The sequence below is a fragment of the Rufibacter ruber genome (genome assembly GCF_014138425.1).
Classification (GTDB): domain Bacteria; phylum Bacteroidota; class Bacteroidia; order Cytophagales; family Hymenobacteraceae; genus Nibribacter; species Nibribacter ruber_C.
Map to the genome: position 1 here is coordinate 82,204 of NZ_JACJIQ010000001.1, position 25,536 is coordinate 107,739.

17 protein-coding genes are annotated in these 25,536 nt (G+C 52.6%); 8 read left to right on the plus strand and 9 right to left on the minus strand.

Features of this window, described 5'->3' with window-relative positions:
- Positions 1-14 precede the first annotated feature (14 nt).
- From FHS90_RS00325 to FHS90_RS00335, 3 genes are all read right to left on the minus strand, one after another.
- Positions 15-728, minus strand: coding sequence for an SDR family oxidoreductase (locus FHS90_RS00325; protein ID WP_182511151.1), 714 nt, complete (start codon positions 726-728; stop codon positions 15-17).
- 848 nt (positions 729-1,576) lie between these two features.
- The gene (locus FHS90_RS00330) at positions 1,577-2,380 is read right to left on the minus strand and encodes a class I SAM-dependent methyltransferase (protein ID WP_182511152.1); all 804 of its coding nucleotides are present in this window, start codon (positions 2,378-2,380) and stop codon (positions 1,577-1,579) included.
- Positions 2,381-2,602: 222 nt separating this feature from the next.
- The gene (locus FHS90_RS00335) at positions 2,603-3,913 is read right to left on the minus strand and encodes a hemolysin family protein (RefSeq protein WP_182511153.1); all 1,311 of its coding nucleotides are present in this window, start codon (positions 3,911-3,913) and stop codon (positions 2,603-2,605) included.
- Positions 3,914-4,127: 214 nt separating this feature from the next.
- On the opposite strand from FHS90_RS00335, the gene FHS90_RS00340 reads away from it, so the two are divergent.
- Positions 4,128-6,380 carry a protein-disulfide reductase DsbD family protein gene (locus tag FHS90_RS00340; RefSeq protein WP_182511154.1) on the plus strand — a complete coding sequence of 751 codons (2,253 nt, stop codon included), beginning with the start codon at positions 4,128-4,130 and terminating at the stop codon, positions 6,378-6,380.
- A gap of 351 nt (positions 6,381-6,731) precedes the next feature.
- Positions 6,732-7,994 (plus strand): DUF819 family protein, encoded by a 1,263-nt coding sequence (locus FHS90_RS00345; RefSeq protein ID WP_066836135.1) that lies wholly within the window; start codon positions 6,732-6,734, stop codon positions 7,992-7,994.
- Positions 7,995-8,039: 45 nt separating this feature from the next.
- Here FHS90_RS00345 and FHS90_RS00350 read toward each other — a convergent pair whose 3' ends face one another.
- From FHS90_RS00350 to FHS90_RS00365, 4 genes are read right to left on the minus strand one after another with little or no spacing between them, the layout of a single operon-like run.
- Positions 8,040-8,570: a DUF4385 family protein gene (locus FHS90_RS00350; protein WP_182511155.1), complete on the minus strand. Its 531-nt coding sequence runs from the start codon at positions 8,568-8,570 to the stop codon at positions 8,040-8,042.
- Positions 8,571-8,608: 38 nt separating this feature from the next.
- The gene (locus tag FHS90_RS00355; protein ID WP_246386538.1) at positions 8,609-9,274 is read right to left on the minus strand and encodes a ClpP family protease; all 666 of its coding nucleotides are present in this window, start codon (positions 9,272-9,274) and stop codon (positions 8,609-8,611) included.
- A 19-nt stretch (positions 9,275-9,293) separates the two neighbouring features.
- Entirely contained in the window at positions 9,294-9,566 is a 273-nt protein-coding gene (locus FHS90_RS00360; RefSeq protein WP_182511157.1) for a hypothetical protein, read from the minus strand.
- Complete coding sequence (locus tag FHS90_RS00365; RefSeq protein WP_182511158.1) at positions 9,547-10,098, minus strand: RNA polymerase sigma factor; 552 nt, start codon at positions 10,096-10,098, stop codon at positions 9,547-9,549. The genes FHS90_RS00360 and FHS90_RS00365 overlap by 20 nt, the downstream gene beginning before the upstream one ends.
- A gap of 186 nt (positions 10,099-10,284) precedes the next feature.
- Between FHS90_RS00365 and FHS90_RS00370 the strand changes: the two genes are divergently transcribed.
- The 5 genes from FHS90_RS00370 to FHS90_RS00390 all read left to right on the plus strand — a co-directional run bounded on the left by FHS90_RS00370 (position 10,285) and on the right by FHS90_RS00390 (position 18,401).
- On the plus strand, positions 10,285-10,848 hold the full coding sequence (locus FHS90_RS00370) for a hypothetical protein (RefSeq protein WP_153042762.1): 564 nt from the start codon (positions 10,285-10,287) through the stop codon (positions 10,846-10,848).
- A gap of 561 nt (positions 10,849-11,409) precedes the next feature.
- Complete coding sequence (locus FHS90_RS00375) at positions 11,410-12,453, plus strand: isoaspartyl peptidase/L-asparaginase family protein (RefSeq protein WP_182511159.1); 1,044 nt, start codon at positions 11,410-11,412, stop codon at positions 12,451-12,453.
- A 408-nt stretch (positions 12,454-12,861) separates the two neighbouring features.
- Positions 12,862-13,188: a hypothetical protein gene (locus tag FHS90_RS00380; RefSeq protein WP_182511160.1), complete on the plus strand. Its 327-nt coding sequence runs from the start codon at positions 12,862-12,864 to the stop codon at positions 13,186-13,188.
- Between the two features lie 31 nt (positions 13,189-13,219).
- The gene (locus FHS90_RS00385; RefSeq protein ID WP_182511161.1) at positions 13,220-16,210 is read left to right on the plus strand and encodes a M4 family metallopeptidase; all 2,991 of its coding nucleotides are present in this window, start codon (positions 13,220-13,222) and stop codon (positions 16,208-16,210) included.
- A 337-nt stretch (positions 16,211-16,547) separates the two neighbouring features.
- The gene (locus FHS90_RS00390) at positions 16,548-18,401 is read left to right on the plus strand and encodes a hypothetical protein (protein WP_082893665.1); all 1,854 of its coding nucleotides are present in this window, start codon (positions 16,548-16,550) and stop codon (positions 18,399-18,401) included.
- A 102-nt stretch (positions 18,402-18,503) separates the two neighbouring features.
- Here FHS90_RS00390 and trxA read toward each other — a convergent pair whose 3' ends face one another.
- Positions 18,504-18,830 carry a thioredoxin gene (gene trxA / locus FHS90_RS00395; protein ID WP_062542637.1) on the minus strand — a complete coding sequence of 109 codons (327 nt, stop codon included), beginning with the start codon at positions 18,828-18,830 and terminating at the stop codon, positions 18,504-18,506.
- Between the two features lie 1,343 nt (positions 18,831-20,173).
- Between trxA and FHS90_RS00400 the strand changes: the two genes are divergently transcribed.
- Positions 20,174-21,256, plus strand: a complete 1,083-nt coding sequence (locus FHS90_RS00400; RefSeq protein ID WP_182511162.1) for a J domain-containing protein — start codon at positions 20,174-20,176, stop codon at positions 21,254-21,256.
- Between the two features lie 566 nt (positions 21,257-21,822).
- Here the strand turns inward: FHS90_RS00400 and dnaE are convergent.
- Complete coding sequence (dnaE, locus tag FHS90_RS00405; protein ID WP_182511163.1) at positions 21,823-25,458, minus strand: DNA polymerase III subunit alpha; 3,636 nt, start codon at positions 25,456-25,458, stop codon at positions 21,823-21,825.
- Positions 25,459-25,536: the final 78 nt, after the last annotated feature.

The following is a 25,536-nucleotide window of genomic DNA, read 5'->3' on the forward strand; positions in this document are numbered from 1 at the left end:
TGTTTTTTAGGGGGTTAAAAGGGTTGTGGCGTGGGCCGAAGGGTGAGGTAGTTCAGCGAGACGTGCCGGGGTTGCTGCAACGCAAACAGCACGGTCTCGGCTACCTCCGCAGGGCTCAACGCGCCATACCCGATAGATTCAACAGTGTTATATCCAGAAATGGTGTTTTCAAAGAAGGAGGTATCCGTGACACCCGGGGCGATGGTGGTGACCCGTATTTTAGGCAGCGTCTCCTGCCGGAGCGTCTCGGCAATGATGTTGAGGGCGCTTTTGCTGGCCGCGTAAATGCCACCGTACGGGTATGCCTGCCCCGCCGAAACCGAGCTGATGATGACCACGTCGCCGTGGCCGCGTTCCAGCATACCGGGCGTAAAGGCCCTGAGGAGCCGCAGCGTGCCCATGATGTTCAGGTCCAGCACCTTCTGCCATTTGGCGGGATCGCCCTCCGTAAGTTTCTCATGAATGCCTTGCCCGGCGCAGCATACTAGTACATCTGGGTGGCCGTAGGTCTGGATTACGTGGGGATAGAGCGCGTCAATGTCCTCTGGTTGGGTGACATCACAGGTGACATGATCAACTCCTGTGCCTGTTGGGCCAGCCGCCACATCGGCTGCAATGACGTTCATGCCTGCTGCCGCCAGTTTCTCCGCGATAGCTTTCCCAATTCCAGACGCTCCGCCACTTACCAGGGCAATGGGAGTCTGAGTATGGGAAGAGGTTGCTGCCATAGAAGAAGATGCTGACGGATTTATATATAGTTATTTTGCTTTCTTTCAAGTCAACAAAACGTGATTCAACGGCATGGGGTTTAGGTAAATTCAATGAATAGGTATTTATACGGATAGGGCAACGGCGTTATCCTTTGTGTCTATTGCCGGAGTTTTATTTTTATAGAAATTGTAATAATAGTGAGGGCAGATGAGAGCGTGAATGGAGGGGGAAAGAGCGACCTGGTAGTATGAGGCTGGTTCCAAGGTGTTTGGTGGAAAGGTGGCCTATGTAAAGAGATGCGATTGATTTGTGCTATTCTGATAAAATGAAAAGTCTTGTTCAGGGAAGGCAGACAAAAGAGGCGTTCAAGAAGAAGATGGTTGAGTAATCTGCTTTTTTGAGGTAGGACAACCGTTTTCTGTTTTGGAGCTGTTTTCTGAAAAACAGCTCCAAAACAGAAAACCGCAACTTGAAAAACCTCGATCTAAGAGCTGGTTTACATTTGTCTTTTGCGCTTCAAACGGGCCTCAACAGAACCTGACCTGGCGGTTGTCTCTCCCCGTAGCGCTGTTATGCTGCTCAAAATACGCTGTAGAAGAACCTTTTGCTCCCGTTTTCGCCTGCAAAACCAAAAGGAAAATCAAGTTTTAACAAGAGACGCCCTCATTGCCTTGAAGCGTTCTTAAAGCCTGGTCGCGAGCATCTGGCCCAGCCGGTGCTAGCTCAATCCAGAAAATAAGTTGTCATCGTTATTGTTCTGCTGCTGACCAGGTACGCCTAACAGGGAGTCGGCAGACCTCTTGCGGGTAGTAAACAGGCCCAAGAGGTATACCCAGCAGCCCGGGGTTGGGAAGAAAAGCTGTTGTTATTTTTTCTTAACAATCCAGAAGTCATGAGGGAGCCAACCGTTTGCGTGCGGAGGAGCTGTAAGATGCTCTACAATTTCCTCCTTTCTGAAAAGGTGCCGCATAAATGGTTCAGGGTGAAACGCTGAATAGGTTCTATGGCCTTCCTTTACCTTCCCTCTCACTACCAGTTGCCCTTGGTTGAAGGACTCCCGTTCAGTGTCTGTGAGCTTGGCTATGTAGTTGTTGCCCTGGGTGGTTAAAAATAAGATTCCCTGTGGCTTTAAAACCCTGATGAGCTCTGCGTACCATTCATAATGAAGCGTTTCAGAGAGATGGGTAAAAATTGAGTAACCGTAGATAAGGTCAAAAAAGTTGTCTGGGTAAGGTAACTGGGCGGCTAAGGTGTTGGTGTTGAAGGTGATGCCTTTCAGGTGTTGGGAGCACCACGCAATTGATTTTTGGTTGTAGTCAGTACCGTAGAATTCACAGCCATTCCCAATCAAGGCTGGCATGTGCCGTATAATTCGGCCGGGGCCGCAGCCCCAGTCTAAAATTTTCTTATCCTTTAATTCAATATGTTGACGAAACAACTCTACCAGCTCCTGTGCGGTTTCCTGGCCATCTTCATAGTACAGCGGGTAGTGCAGCTGGAACGATTCATAGAGCAGGTAATCTGGGGGTAACTTTACTTCAGGGTGAGCTTGTCTAAAAGATTGGTTCAATTTCCGGTACCTCAGCCAATGGAAATAGAACCGGGCCTTGTCAGTTAGGTAAAGTAATCTAAGATGCCTGAGCAAATTACTGATTTTCGCCTTGAGCATTGGCTAGCTGGAATAGGAGTGAACTCAAAGATAAACAGACAACCAATATGAGGAACTTTAAAACCGAAAACAAAACCCCGCCTGCAGGAGGTGAGCGCGGGGTTTTGTTTTCAATCTGTAGGTAAAGCGGGTGAATGACTAAATTGCCCGTAGCCGTTTTCACCCCTCAGGTCCGGTGCTGACGGGAGGTTGGGACCATGAAGACTATATGGTAGGGGCAATCTACAAGATATCATCCCGCTTGTCTTCAGTCACGGTGAGCAGCACAGATTCAATGTTCCGCTCCGTTTTTTCCAGCACTTTGATTTCATAAACGCCGTGTACTACCGTTTCGCCCACTTCAGGGATACGGCCGTAGATCATGGTCACGTAACCGCCCACGGTTTCATAGTCTTCGCCCTCTGGCAGCGGGTAAGGGAGGTCGTCATTGGCATCTTGAATGGAGACGGAGGTGCTTACCTTGTACTCAAAGTCCCCAATCTTCTCAATAAGCGGTACCTCCTCATCATACTCGTCCTGAATCTCGCCCACCAGCTCTTCAATGATGTCTTCAATGGTCACAATGCCTGAGGTGCCGCCAAATTCATCAGTGACTACGGCAATGTGCATGCGGTTGCGCTGGAAATCTTTGAGCAAACGGCTGATGCGCTTGGTCTCCGGCACAAAGTAGGCGGGGCGCATGAGCTTCTCCAGGTTCACGGGCTCGCCGGCCCGCAGCACCACCAGCAGGTCTTTCACATAGAGAATGCCCACAATGTTGTCAATGGAGTCACGGTAGACGGGCATGCGGGTGTAGCCTTCGTTGAAGACCACGTCAAAGATTTCCTGCTCGGTAGAGTCTAGGTCCAGGGCAATAAGTTTGGTGCGCGGTACCATGATCTGCTTCACCATGCGCTCATTGAACTCAAACACATTCTCAATCAGCTCCTGCTGGCTCCCGCCAATCTCGCCGCTTTCAGCGCTCTGCTCAAACAACAGCCTCAGCTCTTCAGCGGTGTGTACCTCTGAGCCGTGCATGGGGGTGACCCCAATGCGTTTCAAGATGAAGTTGGAGAAGCCGTTGAGCACCCATATAAAAGGCAGCAGCACGTAATACACAATCCGGAGCGGAAGTGCCACGGCCAGCGTGGTAGACTCGGGGCGCTGAATAGCCAAAGATTTGGGAGCCAGTTCCCCAAAGACAATGTGCAATACGGTGATTACGGCAAAGGAAATAGGCAGGGCAATCTGGTGGGCCAGTTCGGGGTCAGGGGCGGCCCCAAACGCATGCATGATCTCAATGACAATCTCAGACACCACCCCTTCGCCAATCCAGCCTAGCCCCAGTGAGGCGAGGGTGATGCCCAGCTGGGTAGCCGAAAGATAGGCGTCCAGGTGGCTGATCATGTGGTGGGCAATCTTGGCCAGCTGGTTTCCGGCCTGGGCTCTCAGTTCAATTTGGGAGGACCGTACTTTTACCAGCGCAAACTCTGCGGCTACAAAGAAACCGTTGAGTGCTACCAGCAGGATGGTCCAAAATATGTTCAGTATCATAGTTTCAACGCCGGGCAGTCGGGGTGTGACAGACCAGCTTGCGTCAAATTTAGCGGTTTGTTAACACTATCAAAGGGAGAATCTGCGTTTGGTTTACGGTAAATGCAGAAGAAAGGTGATTTTGCGGGTGGTTCCTTAGAGGCAATGGCGGCAATGGTAAACGGTGTGAGGGATTTGTGTAAATTTGTCCGTTGCTAGACTGAAAAAAGAACAAATGACTATATTCCTGAGACGCAGCTGGGCGTTGTGGTTGCCCTTGTGGTTGCTGAGCCAAACGGTTCTGGGCCAGATCCTGAAGCCCTCTACCTGGAGCCATGACGTGTCTGCCTCTGAGGTGAAGGTGGGCGAAGAGGTAGACCTGGTTTTCAACGTAAAGATCATCCCAGACTGGTACCTGTATTCCTCAGACTTTGATCCTGACCTGGGGCCTATTGTCACGTCTTTTTCCTTTCAGAAGCACCCGTCATACGCGCTGGTGGGTAAGATCAAACCGGTCAACCCCAAGAAAAAGTATGACGAGATGTGGGGCGGGGAGTACACCTACTTTACCAAAACCGCTCAGTTCAGGCAGCGCATCAAAGTGCTGCAGCCCACGCTGGTGGTCAAAGGCACTTATGAATACCAGGTTTGCTCTGAAGTGAGTGGCCAGTGTATTCCCGGCGAAGGCGATTTCAACTTCACGCAGATCAAAGTTGTGGCGGGGGCCGCTCCGGCAGCCTCCCCTGCTTCTGGTACGGGCGCTTCACCAGGTACTGGGGCTGTGCAACAGCCTGCTTTGGGTGCGGCTACCACTGCGGCTGCCCCGGCAGGGGCAGGTTCAGGCAGACAGGCTACAAACAATGCTTCGGCTGCTACTACAGATGTTTTCCCGCAAGATAGCTCCTTGTTGGGTACCGGTGCCGAGGGCTCAGCGCAGCCGGGAGTTTTAGACAGTGGCACTGCGCCACAAACTGAAACGGCGCCTGCACCGGCGGCCAGTGCTCCCGTGGCGGCGGCGGCGGTAGAGGCTGCCGTAGAGGAGAACCTGTGGGAGTTCATGCTGGGGGCGTTTCTCTCTGGCTTACTGGCATTGCTTACGCCCTGTGTGTTCCCTATGGTGCCCATGACGGTGACCTTCTTTACCGGCGGAAGCTCCAGCCGCAGCCAGGGCATCATGAAAGCGCTGGTCTATGGCTTTTCTATCATTGCCGTGTACACGCTGATAGGCACGCTGGTGGCAAAACTGGCTGGCCCCGAAGCCGCCAATTTCCTGAGTACGCACTGGTTCCCCAACATCCTGTTCTTTGCCATCTTCCTTTTTTTTGCCATGTCTTTTCTGGGCATGTTCGAAATTACCCTACCGCACTGGCTGGTGAACAAAGCGGATGCCCAAGCCGATAAAGGCGGTTACTACGGCGTCTTTTTTATGGCGCTTACGCTGGTGCTGGTGTCGTTTTCCTGTACGGGGCCCATTGTGGGTTCCCTGCTGGTGCTTTCCGCCGGCGGCGAAACCCTGAAACCTATTGCGGGCATGTTTGCCTATTCTCTGGCGTTTGCGCTGCCCTTCACGCTGTTTGCCATTTTCCCCAACTGGCTCAGCCGCTTACCTAAATCTGGGGGCTGGCTGAACTCCGTAAAAGTATGTCTGGGGTTTATAGAGCTGGCGCTGGCGCTGAAATTTTTGAGCGTAGCTGACCAGGTGTACCACTGGCGTCTGCTGGACCGTGAAATCTATCTGGCGCTCTGGATTGTCATTTTCTCCCTCATGGGCATTTACCTGCTGGGCAAACTCAAGTTCTCCCATGACTCAGACCTGCCGTACCTGGGGGTGCCGCGCCTGTTTGTGGCTATTGCCACCTTTGCGTTTGTGGTCTATCTGGTACCGGGGCTGTTTGGCGCCCCCCTGAAGGCCTTGGCCGGTTATCTTCCGCCACAGTCCACCTTAGATTTTGATCTCATGGCTAACCGCGGTGCCGCGGGAACTACTACGGCCAGCACAATCTGTGAACCGCCCAAGTATGATGAGTTTCTGGACCTCCCGCACGGGTTGCAGGGATATTTTGATCTGGAGCAGGCCAAGAAATGCGCCGCAGAGCAGGGCAAGCCTATCTTTATTGACTTTACCGGCCACGGCTGCGTGAACTGCCGCGAGATGGAGGCCAACGTGTGGTCGCACCCCGAGGTGCTGAAGCGTCTGAAGGAAAATTTTGTGATTGCCGCCCTGTACGTAGATGACAAAACCGAACTTCCGCAGAGCGAGTGGTACACCAGCACTTATGACGGAAAGGAGAAAAAGACGTTAGGCAAGAAGTACGCTGATTACCAGATCACCAGGTTCAACGTGAACGCCCAGCCGTATTACGTGCTCCTAGATGAACACGAGAACTCACTGGTGGCCCCGGTAGCGTATGAGAAAGACGTGCAGAAGTTCATCCGGTTCTTAGACGCTGGTGTGGCCGCCTATAAAGCCCGGCAGCAGGCGCAGTAATTATCTTATAAGCACCGCCCTTTTCTGATGAACCGCACGCTTTTCTATTCTGGAAGGATCTTGGTGGCCAACAGGAGGAAAGATTCTGAATTGCTTTTCTAGTTTGCCCAGAAGGTCCTTTTAAGATGGCAGGGTGGTATGCTGCCGCGCTACCCCTGTACTGCTCACCCTTTGGCGCAACCTAGGAATCTGTTTTGGGGCTGTTTTTAGAAAAGTAGCCTTAAAACGTATTTTGATTCGGCCTGCCGCGCATTTTAATAGAAAAGACTGGTGATTTACGGGTGTAGCTCTTTATCTTCACCCTTTCCAACCCAACAGACAAACCCTAACCTACCCACTTACGCTCTCTCCATGGAACCAGCCCATACGCCAGAACCGCTTATTACCAATGATGCCGTTGTCTTAGGCATTTTGGTGCTCATTCTCGCTTTTGTTTTTACCACCTCCTCCAGTGACCGCCCGTTTTTCAAGAAGTTTTACGGGGTTGTGCCCTCGGTGCTGCTGTGCTACCTGATCCCCAGCCTGCTGAACTCGGCGGGGGTCATTAACGGGGAGGTGTCTAAGCTGTATTTTGTAGCCTCGCGGTATCTGCTGCCGGCCAGTTTGGTGCTGTTCACCGTTAGCCTGGACCTGAAGGAAATCTGGAAGCTGCGGCACAAGGCCGGGGCCATGTTCATTACGGGCACCGTTGGGATCATGATTGGCGGCCCCCTGGCTATTCTGCTGGTGTCTGCCGTGGCACCAGACGTGGTGGGCGGTGCCGGGCCAGACGCCGTGTGGCGCGGGCTCTCTACCATAGCGGGCAGCTGGATTGGCGGCGGCGCCAACCAATTGGCCATGAAAGAGGTGTTTCAGCCAAGCCCTACGCTTTTCTCAGCCATGATTGCGGTAGACGTGGTGGTGGCCAACGTCTGGATGGCCACGTTGCTCTACGGCATTGGCAAAAGCGAAAAGGTAGATGCCTTCTTCAACGCAGACAGCACTGCGGTAACCGAACTGAAAAACAAGATTGAAACCTACCGCCTAAGCATTACCCGCATCCCCACGCTGTCAGACACCATGGCCATTGTGGGGATAGGGCTGGGCATTACCGGTATTTCCCACTTCTTCGCAGATATCATTGCCCCCTGGATTGCCGAGCATGCCCCGTATCTGGAGCAGTACAGCCTAACCTCCGGCTTCTTCTGGCTGGTGGTGATTGCCACGGCCCTGGGTATTCTGCTTTCCTTCACCAAAGCCCGGGAGCTGGAAGGCGTGGGCGCTTCCCGCATTGGCAGCGTGTTCCTCTATATTATGGTGGCCACCATTGGGATGCAGATGGACCTGCTGGCGGTGTTTGATAACCCGGGGCTGTTCCTGGTGGGCTTTATCTGGATTGCCATTCACGCCGTTCTGCTTATCATTGTGGGGAAACTGATCAAAGCGCCGTTCTTCTTCTTCGCCGTAGGCAGCCAGGCAAACGTGGGCGGGGCCGCCTCAGCGTCTATTCTGGCGGGGGCGTTTCATCCGGCCCTGGCCCCGGTGGGCGTGTTGCTGTCCATTCTGGGCTATGCCATTGGAACCTACGGGGCGTACCTCAGTGCACTGGTCATGCAGATGGTGGCGCCGCAGTAAGGATTTCTGTTTTTGGGCTGTTTTTCAGAAAACAGCCCAAAAACGCTACGTCTCATAATATTTCTCCCTGAACAACTGCTTCTGCCGCAGGTACTCCGGGTGGTCTTTGGCCCTGAACCAGTATTCCTTGAAGATAGCGGCGGCCTGGGCTTTCTCATTGGTCAACGCATCTTCTGCCTGCGGTAACTCTTTGTTGCCTTTATGGGCGCTGCCCGAGGAATAGGGGTAAGGCAGGCTTGCGCTTTTGTCTTCATGGGAGGCGGTGTATTTGCGGCCGCTCTGGTGGTTGGCGTAGCGGCGGGCGCGGGTGAAGCCCATCTGCAGAAACTTGCGGGCCATGTCAGCGCCCACAAAATCCTGCTGCCCCAGGTACTCCTCAAATAGGTGGTAGATTTTCTGGGCAGAGGCGGTGGCCAGTTGCACGTTCTTAAACCGCCAGTGCGGCAGTATCTCGCTTTTATACGGCTCTACCAGCAGCACACCCTGCTCGCCCACCCCCACGCGGTACAGCTCTGGGTGCAGCCTGAAGTTGGTGGTGGTAAAATCTAGGTGGTAGGGGAATTTGTTTTTGGCCACGTCTCTTCAACCAGTTTTCTGGGAAAAAGTTTGGAGCCTTAAGTTGATGCGTTCAGCACTTTCTCCTGGCTGTAAAACCTTATGTCCAGCTCTGGACGGTTCAGTTGGATCAGATCAGTGGTATCCCCCAGTACCTCATCAATCAGCCCAAACGCCTTGGCCTCCAATACGCTCATGTAGCGGTCCCTGATGAAGAACTCCTCCACTTCTCGCCAGGAGCGGCCGCAGTGCTTGCCCATGAGGTGGAACAACTGCGTCTGAATGCGCTCCTGCTCACGGGTGGCAATGCGCACATCCTCAGTATATCCTTTAGAACCGCTGGTGGTGGGGTGCATGTGAATGGTGGCATGCGGCAGCGCCAACCGTTTGCCCTTGGCACCCGCTGAGAGCAGAGCTGTGGCCATGCTGCCCGTAAACCCGACAGAGACGGTCGAGATTGGGGCTGCTACCATTTGCATAGCGTCATAGATGGCCAGGCCCGCATAAACGCTTCCGCCGGGGCTCTGAATATAAAGGTTGATCTGCTCAGTCTGGCTCAGGCTGTTGAGGTAGAGCATCTGCGCTACCACTACATTGGCTAACTGGTCATCAATGGCGCTGCCCAAGATGATGATGCGCTCTTTCAGGAGCAGGCTGTAAATGTCAAAGGCACGCTCCCCGCGGCTGGTGTTGTCAATCACCATGGGAATAAGGCCAGAATTCATGGGAAACATAGCGGTAGTATTATAAGTGGGAGAAAAGCTGAAGAATGCGTTGCCTGAAGCTGCGGTGTTCAGGTGCCTGAAACAGTTTCTGGTGCACCGCCTCCAGTTCGGCTTTCAACTGCTGCCTGCCGTACAGCTGCACCAGCTGGTAGGTCTTCTGCTGCCATTGCACCTTCTCCTGCAGGGCCGGCGAAAGCAGTAGGTTTGCCTCAAAAACCAACTTGTCTTCGGCTGGGCCCAGACCAAGCAGGTGCTGTTCTATTTGCTTGCTTTCAATCACAGAAGTCTTCATAGTCAAGGGCTTGGGTGCGTGCGGCTTCTCTTACTTTCTCCAGGCATTTAAACTTTTGAACGGTGGCAGACCGCGGCCCGGAAAACCCGAAGGAGCTGGCCATTTCCTCAGCGGGGATTCTGTCATAGTAGAAGGCCTTGAGCAAGTCCATGCATTTTTGACCAGCGGTGTTCAGGAACCGTAGCACCTTTTGAACTGAGGGCGTTGGCGGTTCTAGCGTGGCCGTTTCCAGTTGCAGCTGCGCCGGGTCAAGTGACTTCTGTTGCTGCTCTTGGCTATACCGCTTTGCCCACAGGTGTTTGGCTATGCCCATCAGGTACTTGGGCACATGGGGGATTTCATTGGTGTGCCCGTTGGCCGCTTTCTCATAATACACCACCACAGTGTCCTGGAAAACATCTTTGGCCTGGTCTAACGTGCCGCCTCTTCTGCTGACATACCTGGCCACCGCTGGAAATACCTGCTGGTACAGTTCTGTAAAGAGCGCCTCCCGTTCAGCCGCGGCGGGCGCTACTAACATGCTCTGGGTCATGGCTTTGTTTTTTTGTTTGCCTATATGTGCCTGATTCAGCAGACGTATCACCTGAAAACCTGAGTTTAATTTTTCCTGCTGACTTCTAGCCCGCCCTCTTTCCAACAGATGCTACCTGCAGAACAACAGAAAAGCATCTGCAACGGCAGAATTTCGTATGAGGGGTATTTCAACCTTTGTTGTACCATGAAACGTCCTTTCCTGTTCCCGCTTTCGCTGTTCATGTTTCTCACCGGCCTGCTCACGGCCACCATCTCCTGTGACACCACTCCGCGGGAGCGGAAGGAAACGGTTAGCCGGGAGCTGGACAAGCTGGATGAGCGGGTGGAAAGCGCCGCCAACAAAACCAGGGAGGAAGCCAAAGAGGCCAAAGCCGCCCTGGCCAGAAAGCGCGCCCAATCATTGGAGCGCAAAGCCCGCGGCCCCGTGGCGGGCAAGCAGCAGCAGATGGAGCAGGAGCTGCTGGGGGAGTACCGCTTCCTGTCCCAGGTTTCGGCAGAAAATATCAAAGATGCCTACGTGCATTTCCTCCAGCAGGTGCGTGACCGCAAAGACGTCTGGACCATGGAAGACTGGGACTACGCCAACGGCATTTACAAGCGCCTGAACGAACGCGAGAAAGTGTTGCATGAAGATATCATCTTACGCCACGCCACCAAGATCAAGGCCCTGCAGGCCGAATACCTGGCCCTGGAGAACCGGGCTGATTTAAAAGATTACCAGCGCATCAAGAAAGAGCAGGGCCAGTAATTGCTAATTTTTGAATGTGCTGATGTGCTAATTGGGATTTGAAGTTTTTCGCAATTTGGAGATGTGGGAATGGGTTGCTTCACTTAACTTCTCCTGTCATCCTGAAAGGATCTTGTGGGCGAACGGTAGTGGCTTTTTCTAAATGCGCAATCTGTGAACTGTACTCAATTTCAGAGTAACAATTCAATAATAAACCTTTCCCGCAAGTTTAGCGGCAGCATACCTTATGGGGGCCATAAGGTAAGTTTAAAAACTTCCCCATTAGTCTCAGTTGAAATACCAGCATGCCTGTTCCGCTTGGCGTGTAGCCCGGGCAGAAGAAGGAAGTTGAAAACTTCCTGTCAAGTAAACCCGCAAGTTACGGTGTCGCTAAACTTGCGGGGGTTGCGTTTTGAGCCTGTTTTCTGAAAAACAGGTCAAAAACAGACATGCTCTCAATCCTGGGCTCCGCTTCATTGCTCCCCAATACCCTTTATCTTCAAATTCTCACATCTCCAGATTTCTCAATTACATTCTGTAAATTAGCACATCAGCCCATTCTCACCTTAGCACCTTAATCCCTTGAAAAAACAACTACTCCTTACCTGGTTCTGCTGCTTTTTGGCCCTGACCGGGTGGGCCCAGGCCCCAAAGCAGGACTTTAGCAAAATCACACTGGTGATTCATGGCGGCGCCGGCACCATTACGCGCAAGAACATGACGCCCGAACGGGAGAAAGCCTATCAGGAGGTTCTGAACCAGGCGTTGCAAACCGGCTTTGCCGTTCTCAAAAAAGGCGGCTCCAGCCTTGATGCGGTAGAGGCCACCGTGCGCGTGATGGAAGACTCCCCTTTGTTCAATGCCGGCAAGGGTGCCGTGTTCACCAATGAAGGCAGGAATGAGCTGGATGCCGCCATCATGGACGGCAAGACCCGCAAAGCAGGTGCCATTGCCAGCGTCACCACCATCCGGAACCCCATCTCCACGGCCCGGGCGGTGATGGAGAAATCTGAGCACGTGATGATGATTGGCTCCGGCGCAGAAAAATTTGCGAAGGAGCAGGGGCAGACCCTGGTAGATCCGGGGTACTTTAGAACCGAGACCCGGTTCCAGCAGCTCCAGAGGGCCAAGGATAAGGAGAAACCCACCCTGGACCATTCAGACACCACCAGCAGCCTTAACAACGGCGAGAACATCTTCACCGAAGGCAAAAAGTTTGGGACGGTGGGTGCCGTGGCCCTGGACGCCTACGGTAACCTGGCCGCGGCCACCTCTACCGGCGGCATGACCAACAAACGCTACGGCCGGGTTGGGGATGCCCCCATCATTGGCGCGGGCACCTACGCAGACAACGGCACGTGTGCGGTTTCGGCCACCGGCCACGGCGAGTTTTTCATCAGGTCAGTGGTGGCCTATGACATTGCCGCCATCATGAAATACAAGAATGCCAGCGTGAAGAAAGCCGCCGAGGAGGTGGTGAATGACAAGCTGGTGACGTTTGGCGGCGAAGGTGGCGTGATTGCCCTGGACAGGAATGGGAATTTTGCCATGCCGTTCAACTCTGAGGGCATGTACCGCGGCTACATCAACCAGAAGAAAAGCGAAGTGCTGATTTACAAGAACTGAGGCAGCTGGAGAACAGCTGAAAGCCTGTGCCTCAAGCGGTTTTCTGTTTTAGCGCTGTTTTCAGAAAAAGAGGCCGGAAACGCTCCGGCCTCTTTTTTTGCCTACACTGGAATTGCCCGCCTCTCTGGGGGTAGGAGCAGCCTGAGCTGGGGCCGTTCATGAGGATTTTAAATTTCTCTGTCCTCCCCGGTAGAAGCATTTGGAAACATGCAGGGCTGCTGCCTATATTTACTTGAAAATCATTTACCTACCTCTGCCTTCCGCCGTTCCCACTGAACAGGATGCTGTTATTCTTTTTACATGAAGCCAAGTTGCTTTTTTCACCTTTCCGGCTGGTGGGTGTTCCTTCTGGCCTGCAGCCTCTCAGCGTGTGTAACACAGGCCCCCACTGCCAGTGAGTATACAGGTATGGCCCTGGTATGGGGCAAAGGCGGCGGTGTGACGGGTAAAGTGACTGAATACGTGCTTATGCCCAACGGGCAGCTCTCAGAAAGGGATGCTTTTACCAGGGAGCTGAAAGACGTGAAAACGTTAGGCCAGGCAGAGACTCTCCAATTCTTCAGGCAGATGACCTCCCTGCCGGCTTCCTTTCACCGGCCTGGCAACATGTACCAATATATTAAATTAGAAAAAGAAGGCGCGGTGCAGAAAGAAGCCGTGTGGGGAGAAAACAGGTTTACCCCGCCCGCAGAGATAGAGGCCCTTTACCGTCAGTTACAATCCTTGGTTTTATAAACGAATCAGCTATTCTTATATCCAGAATTTTATGCAGTCAATTTTTACACGGGCCACCTCTGTTGCCGCTCTGTTTTGTTTACTACAGCTCCCAATGGCCCACGGGCAGCAGAAGCCGGTGCGTTTGCCGGCTGCAGATGTTTCTGTGGTAGAGGCAGAAATTCCCCATTTTTCCGCGTTGCCAGAAGGCCTTGAGGTTAAGCGTGCGCAGCAATCGCACCTGCCTGTTTTCATTACAGGCAAATTGCCGGCCAAGGGCCAACCAAATGCCCGCAAAAGCAGCTCTCCGCAGGAAGCAGGTTATAGCTATTTAAGGGAGCTCAAGGCTACCCTGCAGATTATTGAACCAGACCAGGAGTTTGTGGTGGCCAACGTGCAGACAGATGAGCTGCAGCAAACCCACCTTCGCATGCGCCAGCAGTACCGCGGGGTGCCGGTGTACGGCGGCGAGGTGATGCTGCATACCCAGAATAACCAGGTTTCTGTGTTGAACGGGCAGTATTTTCCCACCCCTTCGCTGGTAAGCGTGTTGCCAACCGTGTCTGGGGAGGCGGCCATTAAAACAGCCCTGGCTTCTCTGGGTACTACGGGCACTGCTGCGCATTTGCAAAGCCATTCTATGCTGGGCAAGGGGGAAAACAAGGCCCGGCTGGTGATTTACCACCCCAAGAGAAACCATTTGGCAGAACGGCTTACGTGGCATGTAACGGTCTATCCTGATCTGGTGCACCGGTGGGAATACTTTATTGATGCCCTGAATGGGGAAGTGCTCCACAGGTACAACCACCTCTGTTCGGCAGACGGCCCCAGAACAGCCACCGGCAAAGACCTCAACAACGTCAACCAGTCTTTGAACACCTACCAGCTGGGCGCTTCTTACTACCTGATAGACGCCTCCCGGGCCATGTATAACCCAAGTTCTGTTCTGCCAGAGAAAGGAACGGGCGTGATCTATACCTTAGATCTGAGAGACGCCGCCTACACGTTCAATGGCGCTTTTCAGCAGGTAACCTCTACTGATAACCTCTGGGCTAGCTCTGCCTCCGTTTCGGCGCATTACAATGCCGGGGTGGTGTATGAGTATTTTAAAACCAAGCATGGGCGTAACTCCATTGATAATAAGGGAAGTTCCATTGTCTCCGTCATCAATGTGAAAAGTGATAAAGGGGAAATATTGGATAACGCCTTCTGGAATGGAGAGGCAATTTTCTACGGGAATGGAGACAAGGCATTCAAACCTCTGGCGGGCGCCTTAGATGTGGCAGGCCATGAGATGTCACATGGCGTAGTGCAATACACCGCAGGGTTAGAGTACCAGGATGAGCCTGGTGCTATCAATGAGTCAATGGCAGATGTGTTTGGGGTGTTGGTAGAAGGCCGCAACTGGTTGATTGGCGAAGACATTGTCAAGGCTACCGCTTACCCGTCTGGGGCTCTAAGGAGCATGCAAGACCCGCATAACGGCGGCACCGGGTTGCAAGATGTCAACAAAGGCTGGCAGCCGGCGCATTACAGTGAGCGCTACACTGGCACGCAAGACAATGGTGGCGTACACGTAAACAGCGGGGTTCCCAATAAAGCTTTCTATCAGTTTGCCACCGCTACAGGCATGAGTAAAGACAAAGCCGGGCGGGTGTACTACCGGGCGCTGAGTGTCTACCTGACCAGCCTGTCTCAGTTTACTGACCTCAGGTATGCGGTAATTCAGGCGGCCACAGATTTATATGGGGCTAACTCAGCAGAGGTGGCGGCCGCCCGCACTGCCTTTACCACCGTGGGGATTGTGGACCCGGGCACCGGGCCTACCCAGGAGGGGTACCAATTTACCATGGCTCCCAACCCGGGCGCTGACTTCCTGTTGTATCAGTATGCCCCAGATAAGTCATTGCGGAACGTAAATATCGCTAGCATGACGTACACCACCGTCACCACTACCCTGATGAAAGGCAAACCTAGTGTGACAGATAACGGAACGGTCGCCTACTTTGTAGCCCAGAACGGTATGATCAAGGCTGTAAACCTCACCGGGGCGGTAAACGAGCGGGTAATAGACAGCCAGCCGGTTTGGGACTATGTGGCAGTATCTAAAGACGGCTCTAAACTGGCGGCAGTAAAGTCTGTCCTGGAACCGGTAGTCCATATTTATGACTTAGCCCGGGGCCAGTGGTCTGCCGTGACTGCCGTTAATCCTGACCCGCTTCTGCAAGATGAGAAGCTACTTGATATCAAAAGCCTGGAGTGGGACTACACCGGTGAAAAGCTCCTTTTTGATGCCCTGTATTCTTACACAAGTGGCGCTGCCAAAAAAGAGATCAGAAACATTGGGCTTCTGAGTGCCTGGAGCAACACCAGTGCAAGCGTGGGAGATGGGGCTACTAAGAACTTTATTCTGCTGAACTCAGATATCATCAACCCCACTTTTTCCAAGAACTCTCCCCATATTGTAGCTTTTGACTATGTGGGAAAGGACCCTGCCAACCCTACCTCTGTCTCTTATACATTGGTTACCTTAAACTTGAAAACGTCAGTGTTCAGAGGGGTTTTTGGCGGACAGGTCATGCACTACCCGTCATTCTCCAGAACAGATGACAGACTTATTTTTGGCGGCCGCAGCACCACCGGCTCTGAGTTGATAGGTTACCTGCCAATGGCCGAAGATAAATTACTTGCCTCTGCAGGGCCGGTGGGCTTTATTGGGCAAGGCAACTGGGCCGTCTGGTATGCCCAGGGCACCCGCATTCTGGGGTCTGAAGAAGATGTGGCCACCCAGGTGAATGCGCAGGTGTATCCCAACCCTTTCCTCTCAGAGTTGACCGTGCGGTATGACTACAAGGGCAAAGGGGCCGTCTCTATGACACTTATCAACCTGCTGGGGCAGGAATGCAAAACCGTGACTGTTCCCCGGGCGGCTGTAGGGCAGAACCTGGAGACGCTTTCTCTGCAGGGGCTCCCCGCGGGACCCTACATTCTGCGTCTCACCAACGGGGAGGTAACCAGTAGTTACCGCCTGCTTAAACAGTAAAGAAAAGGGGACAAAGCCCCCTTTCCCCAGAGGAACCAAAAACCTCTGGGGATTTTTTTTGCCTTAGACCCAGGGAGCCATGGCGGGTAGAAATCCTGTTTTAAGCCTGTTTTTCAGAAAACAGACCTAAAACAGGAAAGGGGTACGCTGAGAAACCTGCCCTGCCGGCTTGGCAAAAGCCTCAGATTCACCGAACTTTACGCAGGCACACACGCGTTGGGGCAATTAAATCGTTAGGGATACAGAATTAATCATTGAGTACATGAGGTCAAGTAGCTTACGCCACTTCTTTTTGCTTTTTCTACTACTAGGCGCTTTCTCTGCAAAAGCGCAGGACATGCAGATTGACACCCGCCTGGGCTATAATTACCTGGACAAGTTTGAGTTTACAGATGAGTGGCAGTACCTCTCAACAGACATGTACCTCTTTAACCCCAGCAAATTTTCCAGGGTGATCAATGAGCTGGAGCAGGGCACTACCAAAGCCAGGAGGCGGGACTACATCAACCTGGAGTCGTTGTTTATTTCGGCGCAGCTCAAGAACGCCAAGCTGTTTGGGCAGGAACCGGTGGTGTACCCGTTGTACAATTTCTCTATTGACAACTCCAAGCAGGGCTATACCACCACCACCTCAGACAACATTGACGCCATCCGTATCATAGACAAACTGCCGCTGGCCGCAGATGAGCGCAACATTGACGCCCTGGTAGAGGCCAAGCTGTTCACCTCAGACAGCCGCGAGCTGTTCTTCCACCTCATAGCCAACCAGCTCACCAATATCTCCAAGCAGGTGTCTCTGCAGGCGGCCATGCTCTCCCTGGTGGGGGAGTTTGGGAATTTGATCCGGAACTCCGCGCAGCGGAAGGAGTACAAGTTCAGCTCTACCATCAGGCTGTATGAGGGGCAGAACTTTGATACCCGGTTGCACTCTGTGCGCGTGTATGTTTTCGTGCCCAGCTTTGCCAAGATTCCGGCGCTGCGCACAGCCCGGTTGACAGAGCTGCTGAGCAGCAGCCCGCAGGGCTTTGAACGCGCCAAACTGGAGGCGGCGCTGGCGTATAAAGATTATCCGGTGCTGGTGGTGGCCAACTACAAGTCACTGTACCGCATGGATGCCCTCACCGGCTCTGAGATTACCTCTGAGACCATTGAGCGCCGCCGCGTGCGCATTGAGAACGCCTACGGCGCCGGTCTGGTGAATGATGACGCCTATAAGCAGGAAAAGTTCTTTATTGAGTTCCTGCGCAGCTTCGCAGATCTTAAACAGAAGCTGAACAGCTACCAGCTCAACTACAAGAACAACAGCCCAGAGGCCAACGCCAAAACCCTCTTTGCGGTAATTCAGGAGTACAAGCGCCTGAAAACCATGGCCAGCCTGCGCGACCAGGAGTTTTCACGCAACAGCACCTACCAGCGCATCTTCAAAAACGAGTATGAGTCTATTCTGGCAAACGCTGATGGCTACATGGAGTCTGACCACAACCTTAAAAACGGAAAGGAACTGGTGAACACCCTGCTGGTGCTGGACCGTGAGCAGACCAAACCGTACACCCAGCCCCAGCGCGAGTTTTACCTGAGCCGGCTGTATTCAGTGGAGCTGCCCAGCAAAGACTACCTGACCAGCACCCTGGAGGGCGAAGGCATTTCCCGCCACCTCAACCGCCTGGAAACTGCCCAGTACACAGACCTCTTCGCCAGAGACGTGGTGCGCCTGCGCGATGCCCCGCCCACTGAGGAGAATGTCTCTTTCAGGAACTCAGTGCTGGAGAAAGCCAGCACCACCAAGTGCCGAAGCTGCCGTGACGAGGTGCAGCAGGCGGCCCGGCAGTTTAACCAGCGGCTGGAAGAGCAGCAGCTGCAGCAGGAACGCATTAAGCTGCAAGAGCTCAACCAGCAGGTGGAGCAAAAGATCTTCGCCTACCTCAAGCGTGACGACTGCCTGGATACTATTTTCAAGACCCAATATCCGGCAGACGCCCTGCCTGACTTCATTCAGCGGTTGTATGAAAAGAAGGTTGAGCTAAGGAAGCAGGTGACAGAGCTGGATAACCTGTACAAGGCCCCTCCCAAGGAGCTGAAGTTATCTTTGCTCAAAGAGCATAACCAGCGTCTGGCCGTTCGTTTAAAGCTCCTGGACCAAGGCTACGCCGATATCTGTACCGCTGAGAAAACCCTCTGTGGCTGTGACTAGCGTGACTTCTGTTTTCGGCCTGTTTTCTGAAAAACAGGCCGAAAACAGAAAAGCCGCTCCTGCAAAGGAGCGGCTTTTCTGTTTGATGAGGGCAGAATCAGCTTACGCCAGCTGACCGTCTAATTTCTGGGCCAGCACGTTCTTAGGAACGGCGCCCACTTGTTTGTCTACCACTTGGCCGTTTTTGAAAACCAGCAGGGTAGGAATGCTTCTGATACCAAACTTGGCAGACGTCTGCGGGTTGGCGTCTACGTCTACTTTTCCTACTACCACGCGGCCTTCATAGTCGCCGGCCAGTTCTTCCACCACGGGGCCAACCATGCGGCAAGGTCCGCACCACTCGGCCCAGAAGTCTACTAAAACGGGTTTATCAGAATTGATGATCTCCTCAAAGTTAGCATCGGTGATCTCTATTGCTTTATGTGCCATAATTGTCAGTTTATGATTGCTTAGTCTAACGTAATTATCTCTGTTCAAAGATAGAACCAAATTTGGTCTTCAGGTAAAACTACCACTTTTCTAGCAGGAAATCTAGTTTCCCCCAGGATACCGTTTTTGGCCTGTTTTCTGGAAAACAGCCCGAAAACAGTCAGTATATCTACTGATTACTATGTGAAAAGGTTAGGTTGGCCCGGAAGTTTGTACCTGACAGAATGTCAACGTCTGTGCCTTGCCTGAGCAGCTGCCGTTTCTGCCCGGCAGCGGGAGGTCCCTGAAAAAACAAGGCTTTCCCAGAGAAAAGAGGTGGAAGCCAACTTAACCCGGAAAAGCCCAGAACCCGAAGGTTGGGACAAAGATAGGCAAAGTTGTGATGGCGGGCAAGCCGAAAGGAGATGGTTTTGCAAAGGCCGGCTATAAAGCCAGCTCCAGCACCCCTTTGCAGCTTTACGGTGGCCTGTCTCCTTACAGGCCGTCATCTGCCCTACCGGAGTTCTGCTTCGTATGCTAACTGCTAGGGCGTTTCTACTTTCCGGTATCCTTTTCAGATTCGCCTGAACGGGCTCAAACTGTTGCCGGTAAGGCTTCTATGGGGGTGAAGGGTAAAATACATGAAGACACCTTTCCTTTTTAACCATAGCAGTAGTAGGTTGGGTAGACTTTTTCACACGTTCAGTATAGCGGAGCAGACTTATAGACTCTCTTAAATTCTGCCAAGAAAAGAAAGACCTGGAAATTTAGGCGTGGTGGTGGTGAGCAACCACCTTCCTTTGATTGCCGCCGCCAAAGATGGGTATCCTCTGTTTAACATTCTTCGGGATTTTAAACAATTTACCAGCCGCAACATCACAGAGACTGGATTACATTCACAAAAGCCCGGTACGCACGGAGATTGTGCAGGAACCAGAGCAGTAGGTCTACAGCTCTGCCATTGATTATGCAGGCGGGAAAGGTCTGCTGGAGATGATTCTGGTGGAGTAGTTGTATTTGTTCGGTACTTTTGGATTCCTGTAGTTGCTGTTTGGGAGTTCTACGGTGTGCTGTTCGGGAATTCCACTCCCGAACGTATCTGCTACGGAGTTCCACTCCGCGGGAACCACGGGCAGAAGAAGGGCAGTGGAACTCCCCGGCAGATGGCTTTCGGAGTAGGACTCCGAAAGAGCAGAGGTAGAACTCCGAAAGAGCAGACGAGCAGACAGTAGGACTCCGAAAGAGAAGAGAGCAGAGGAGCAGAGTTTCTTTTAAGAGCTTGGCGGTTTTTACAACATAACTGTTCGCAAAAAGTAGAAGAACATCTAGTGCCACTTGATTTGTACTGATAAACGCTTTTTACCATGGCCAAAACCAAACCAGCCCAGGATACCCTGCTCCCGCAGATTCAGCAGAAGGAAAAAGCCAGCCTTTCTAAGTTGCAGCAGCAATTCAACAGCAAGGTGAAAAAGATAGACAAACTCAAAGCCGACCTGGCCGAGCGGGTCAGGGTGCTGGATGAGATCAGGGCCCGGGTGCAGCAGGAGATTCACCCGCTGGTGCAGGAACTGGTGCAGCAACGGGTGGCGTACGTGAAAATGCTGGACCAGATGTGCGGGCAAGATTTCTTCCGGAAGAAAGAAAAAGAGAAACTGGGTTATCTGATTGAAGACCTTTCCTATTCCCTCATTCATACTTACGGGGTGGAGGAGATGAAGGAGTACTTTGACAAATACGCTGAAACCACCTTTGAGGAGGAAGAGGAACTGGCTGACGCCGAAGCCAAAGAAATGACCCAAACCCTGCTCAAAAACCTGCTGGGCCTAGACGTAGACCTCAAAGACCTGGATGATTTTGGAACGTTGCAAGAGAAGCTGGAGGGGCAAATGCGGGAAGAGCAGCAGAAGCGCGAAGCCCAGCAGAAGAAGCGCCAAAAGACCAAAGCCCAACTTGCCAAAGAAGAGAAAGCCAAGACCGAGCTCCAGAACATCAGCAAAGCCACCCGCCGCCTCTACACAGACCTGGTCAAGCTGCTGCACCCAGACAAAGAGCAGGACCCCGCCGCCAAAGCCTGGAAAGAGGAGGCCATGAAAAAAGTTACCACCGCCTACAACCAGGATGATTTCTTTGAACTGCTAAGGCTGCAGATGGAGTTCATGCACGAGCAGGAACTGCACCTGGACCGCATTCCTGAAGAACAGTTGAAATACTTTGTGAAGCTGCTCAACGAGCAAATACGGGAGCTGCAGGAAGAGCAAAGCAGCTACTTCTACGGACCAGACGCCCAGCTTTTCTATCAATTTGGAGGGCTACCCAAACAAATGGAAGCCAAATTCAACCGCGCCAAAAAAGAAATCCAAGCTGAGATAAAGCAACTTCAATTGGACACCCTGGAATTTCAGGATCCCCAGTTCCTGCGCCAATACCTAAAGGATCTGAAGTTTTAGAGGGAAGTAAAGAGTTTTATAGATGGCGTTTTAGGGCTGTTTTCTGAAAAACAGCCCTAAAACGCAAATTTTCTTAGCCAAGAGTTATCTAGGTGGAGGGACTAGGATATGCTCTGCTTCTTCGGGCTGGCCTTTCATTTTAGTTGCTCTATCAGAGTTCTACTTTTTGCTCTTCCCCAGTTCTACTCAGAAAGAGCTGGTAAACTCTGGAAGAGAAGGCTTATGCAATCTTCAGTTATGACTTCCATTGAAGTAAGTGAAAGCTGCGGAAGAAGGTTTGTACGGTTGCTAATGCTGAATGGAAGTTGCTTTAGCTGCTGCTTGGGATTGGTAAAAACGGAACAGCGAAAAATCTGGAAGAGCAGACAAAAGCAGATTTATGAAGTGCAAATAAGCTGTGAGTGCTGAGGAGAACGGAGCTGAAGACTAATCACTTTTCCTGTTTTTGGGCTGTTTTCTGAAAAACAGCCCAAAAACAGGAAAAGCCTAGCCGAAGAATCAAATGTCCTCAGCTAGGCTTTTCCAAAAGTCTTGCTACGTGATACGTGCTACCTGATACTGCGAAGCTATATCAACTGGCAAGTAGCCACTTCCAAATCCTTCACATTCTGCAAAAACGCCTTCGGGTCAATGCGATACTTGCGACTAAATAATTCCACCGCTAACCGCTCCCCAGGCTCCGTCAAGACCAGTTCCAGTTTCTTCTGGCCGGGGCTGTTGATGGCGGCTTCCTCCAGGCGGTCAATGAGCAGGGCGTTGATGTTCCGGATGTCAATGTCCATGCGCACGCCTTTGGCCATTTTGTCTGCCACATCAGAAAGCAGCTGCATGGAGACAGGCTTCAGTTCCCATTGGTCTTCAGACTTGTAGCGCAGCGTTACTTTGGCTCTTATGAACAGGTACATGCCTTCTTTGATGTATGGCGAGAACTTCACAAAATCCTCCCCAAACAGCGCCAACCCCATGGTGTTGTCATAGTCTTCAAAAGAGAAGAGCATGAAAGGGTTACCGTTTTTACCGGTGCGTACCACCACGTTGCTCACAATGCCGGCCACGTTTACATCGCGGTTCTTGAACTCAGCAATGCGGTCCAGACTGCAGGTGCAGTACGAGTCAATTTCCAGCTTGAATTGGTCCAGCGGGTGACCCGAGAGGTAGAAACCAATCACTTCCTTTTCGCGGCGTAGCATTTCCGTCAAGGTCCAGGGCTGTACGTCTGGTACTTTGGGCAGCGGCATGTCCACGGCTCCGCCTCCGCCAAACAATGACTGCTGGGCTGCGTTTTTCTCGGCCTGGAACTGGTTGCCGAAGCGTACGGCCTTTTCAATCAGGTTGATGCTTTCGCCTTCTGGGGTTTCCAGATACTGGGCGCGGTGGTAACGTTCAAAGGAGTCAAAAGCACCAGCTTGAGCCAGACTTTCAAAGGTCTTCTTATTCACGGCGCGCAGGTTCACGCGCTTTGCGAAGTCAAAGATATCAGTGTAAGGTCCGTTCTTTTCGCGTTCCTCAATAATGGCTTCCACGGCGGCCTCACCAGTTCCTTTCACGGCGCCCATGCCAAAGCGGATTTGCCCCTGCTGGTTCACGTTGAACTGGTGGATAGATTCGTTCACATCTGGCCCCAGTACCTGAATTTGCTGCTTACGTGCTTCCTCAATAAAGAACGTCACCTTCTTGATGTCGTTCATGTTATGGGTGAGCACGGCGGCCATGTATTCAGCAGGGTAGTGCGCCTTGAGGTAACCGGTCTGGTAGGCTACTACAGAGTAAGCGGCGGAGTGTGAGCGGTTGAAGCCGTACTGCGCGAACTTCTCCATCACGTCAAACACCTCAGAGGCATGCTTGGCCGGGATGTTATGAATCTCTTTGGCTCCGGCCACGAATTTCTCGCGCTCCTGGGCCATTTTCTTCATGTCCTTTTTACCCATCGCACGGCGCAGCAAGTCGGCACCACCCAGAGAGTAGCCCGCCAGAATCTGGGCCGTTTGCATAATCTGCTCCTGGTACACCATAATTCCGTAGGTATTCTTCAGGATAGGTTCCAGCAGGTCATGCGGGTATTCCACTTCCTCCTTGCCTTGCTTCCGGTTAATGAAGTTCGGGATGAACTGCATAGGCCCTGGGCGGTACAAGGCGTTCATGGCAATCAAGTCCTCAATATTGGTGGGCTTCAGGTCTTTGAGGTACATGCGCATGCCCTCAGACTCAAACTGGAACGTCCCGATGGTATCACCGCGCTGGTAGAGGGCGTAGGTTTTCTCATCGTCCAGCGGAATGTTGTCGATGTCAATCTCCACGCCGTGGTTCCGCTTGATGAGAGCCATGGCGTCTTTCAGGATGGACAGGGTTTTCAGGCCCAGGAAGTCCATCTTCAGCATGCCCGCGCTCTCAATCACCTTGCCATCAAACTGCGTCACCAAGAGGTCAGAGTCCTTGGAGGTGGAAACGGGAATGTAATTGGTGATGTCATCTGGCGCGATGATTACGCCCGCCGCGTGAATACCGGTGTTACGCACGGAGCCTTCCAGTTTTTCGGCGAGCCGAAGGGTTTCACCTTTCAGGTCGTTCCCTTCTCTAAACGCAGCCAGTTCCGGAGACTCCACAAAGGCCTTGGCTAGCGTAGTGCCCGGTACTTCGGGGACCAGTTTTGCCAGTTCGTTCGCTTCTGACAACGGTAAATCCAGGGCACGGGCTACGTCTTTGATAGACGATTTGGCAGCCATGGTACCGAAGGTGATGATTTGGGCCACCTGCGTCTTGCCGTATTTATCTACCACGTAGTCAATCACGCGCTGGCGGTTCACGTCGTCAAAGTCAATATCAATATCGGGCATGGATACCCGCTCCGGATTCAGGAAACGCTCGAACAGCAGCGAGTACTTGATGGGGTCAATGTTGGTGATCCCCACACAGTACGCCACGGCAGAACCCGCCGCCGACCCCCGGCCCGGACCCACGGCCACGCCCATGTCACGGCCTTTGTTGATGAAGTCCTGCACGATCAAAAAGTACCCCGCAAAACCCATGGTCTCAATGATGCCCAGCTCATAGTTCAGGCGTTCCTCTACCTCAGGGGTAATGTCAATGTACCGTTTCTTGGCGCCCTCAAAGGTGAGGTGGCGCAGGAATAAGTCAGCGGTGGGGTGCTCCGGAGGGAGCGGGAAGTTAGGCAACAGGATATCGCGCTGCAGCTTGGGTGGCGTGATTTTGTCTACAATCTCGTTGGTGTTATCTACCGCAAAAGGAACGTCCTTGAACAGCTCGTTCATCTCGGCCTGAGACTTGAAATAGAACTGGTCATTGGGGAACCCGAAGCGGTCTGCGGGGCGGGGTTTCTGCAGTTCTTCGTCAATGCGGTAAAGCATGCGGCGCACGTTCTCGTCGTGGCTGTAACTCTGCCGAATATTGTCTAAGGTGTCATAAATCACTTCGCCGCGGCCGCTCATCAACCGGAAGTAGTTCGTTCTAAAATCGCCCACGGGCACGCTCTGCTGCTCACCTGTATTTACGCACAACAGAATATCATGCGCGCTCCAGTCGGTTTGGTCTACGTAGTGCGAGTCATTGGTACAAATGACTTTCACGTTGTACTTGATGGCCCACTTCAAAAGCACCTGGTTCACGTCTTCCTGAGATAGGCCGGTGCCGTCAATGTTCATGAGGCCGTGGCGCTGAATCTCAATGTAGAAATCGTCGCCAAACAAATCCAGCCACCATTTCAGAAGCTTCTCGGCTTCTTCTTCGCCTTTCCAGAGAATGGCCTGGGGTAATTCGGCCCCGATGCAGCAACTGGTGGCGATGAGGCCTTTGTGGTATTTCACCAGCAGTTCCTTGTCAATGCGGGGCCATTTGCTGTAGAGGCCGTCAATGTAGGAGTAGGAGCAGAGCTTGGCCAGGTTCTGGTAGCCTTCCTGGTCTTTGGCCAGCAGCAGCTGGTGGTGGCGCACGTCTTTCTGCTCTTTAGAGAAACTCTTCTGGTGCCGGTCTTCCACCAGGTAAAACTCACAGCCCACAATGGGTTTCACGTTGTACTTGTTGGCCTCGGCCACGAAGTTGAACGCTCCGAACATGTTGCCGTGATCGGTCATGGCCACGGCTTTCATGCCATCGGCCTGGGCCTTTTTCATGAGCGCGCCAATGCTGGCGGCCCCGTCTAGCAAGGAGTACTGGGTGTGGGTATGGAGGTGGGAAAAATCTGGCACGGTAAAGAGTCTAGAGTTCTGAGTCTTGAGTCCAGAGTTGAAAATGAACCCGAAACGGACTACGAAGATACGAAGAAA

Bases quoted from the DNA above. Each gene is read 5' to 3' on its own strand.
- trxA (WP_062542637.1), bottom strand. From the start codon at position 18,830: ATGGCACATAAAGCAATAGAGATCACCGATGCTAACTTTGAGGAGATC.
- FHS90_RS00365 (WP_182511158.1), bottom strand. From the start codon at position 10,098: ATGACCCAGAGCATGTTAGTAGCGCCCGCCGCGGCTGAACGGGAGGCG.
- FHS90_RS00385 (WP_182511161.1), top strand. From the start codon at position 13,220: ATGCAGTCAATTTTTACACGGGCCACCTCTGTTGCCGCTCTGTTTTGT.
- FHS90_RS00345 (WP_066836135.1), top strand. From the start codon at position 6,732: ATGGAACCAGCCCATACGCCAGAACCGCTTATTACCAATGATGCCGTT.
- FHS90_RS00335 (WP_182511153.1), bottom strand. From the start codon at position 3,913: ATGATACTGAACATATTTTGGACCATCCTGCTGGTAGCACTCAACGGT.
- FHS90_RS00380 (WP_182511160.1), top strand. From the start codon at position 12,862: ATGGCCCTGGTATGGGGCAAAGGCGGCGGTGTGACGGGTAAAGTGACT.
- FHS90_RS00340 (WP_182511154.1), top strand. From the start codon at position 4,128: ATGACTATATTCCTGAGACGCAGCTGGGCGTTGTGGTTGCCCTTGTGG.
- FHS90_RS00330 (WP_182511152.1), bottom strand. From the start codon at position 2,380: ATGCTCAAGGCGAAAATCAGTAATTTGCTCAGGCATCTTAGATTACTT.
- FHS90_RS00390 (WP_082893665.1), top strand. From the start codon at position 16,548: ATGCAGATTGACACCCGCCTGGGCTATAATTACCTGGACAAGTTTGAG.
- FHS90_RS00370 (WP_153042762.1), top strand. From the start codon at position 10,285: ATGAAACGTCCTTTCCTGTTCCCGCTTTCGCTGTTCATGTTTCTCACC.
- FHS90_RS00360 (WP_182511157.1), bottom strand. From the start codon at position 9,566: ATGAAGACTTCTGTGATTGAAAGCAAGCAAATAGAACAGCACCTGCTT.
- FHS90_RS00400 (WP_182511162.1), top strand. From the start codon at position 20,174: ATGGCCAAAACCAAACCAGCCCAGGATACCCTGCTCCCGCAGATTCAG.
- FHS90_RS00325 (WP_182511151.1), bottom strand. From the start codon at position 728: ATGGCAGCAACCTCTTCCCATACTCAGACTCCCATTGCCCTGGTAAGT.
- FHS90_RS00355 (WP_246386538.1), bottom strand. From the start codon at position 9,274: ATGAATTCTGGCCTTATTCCCATGGTGATTGACAACACCAGCCGCGGG.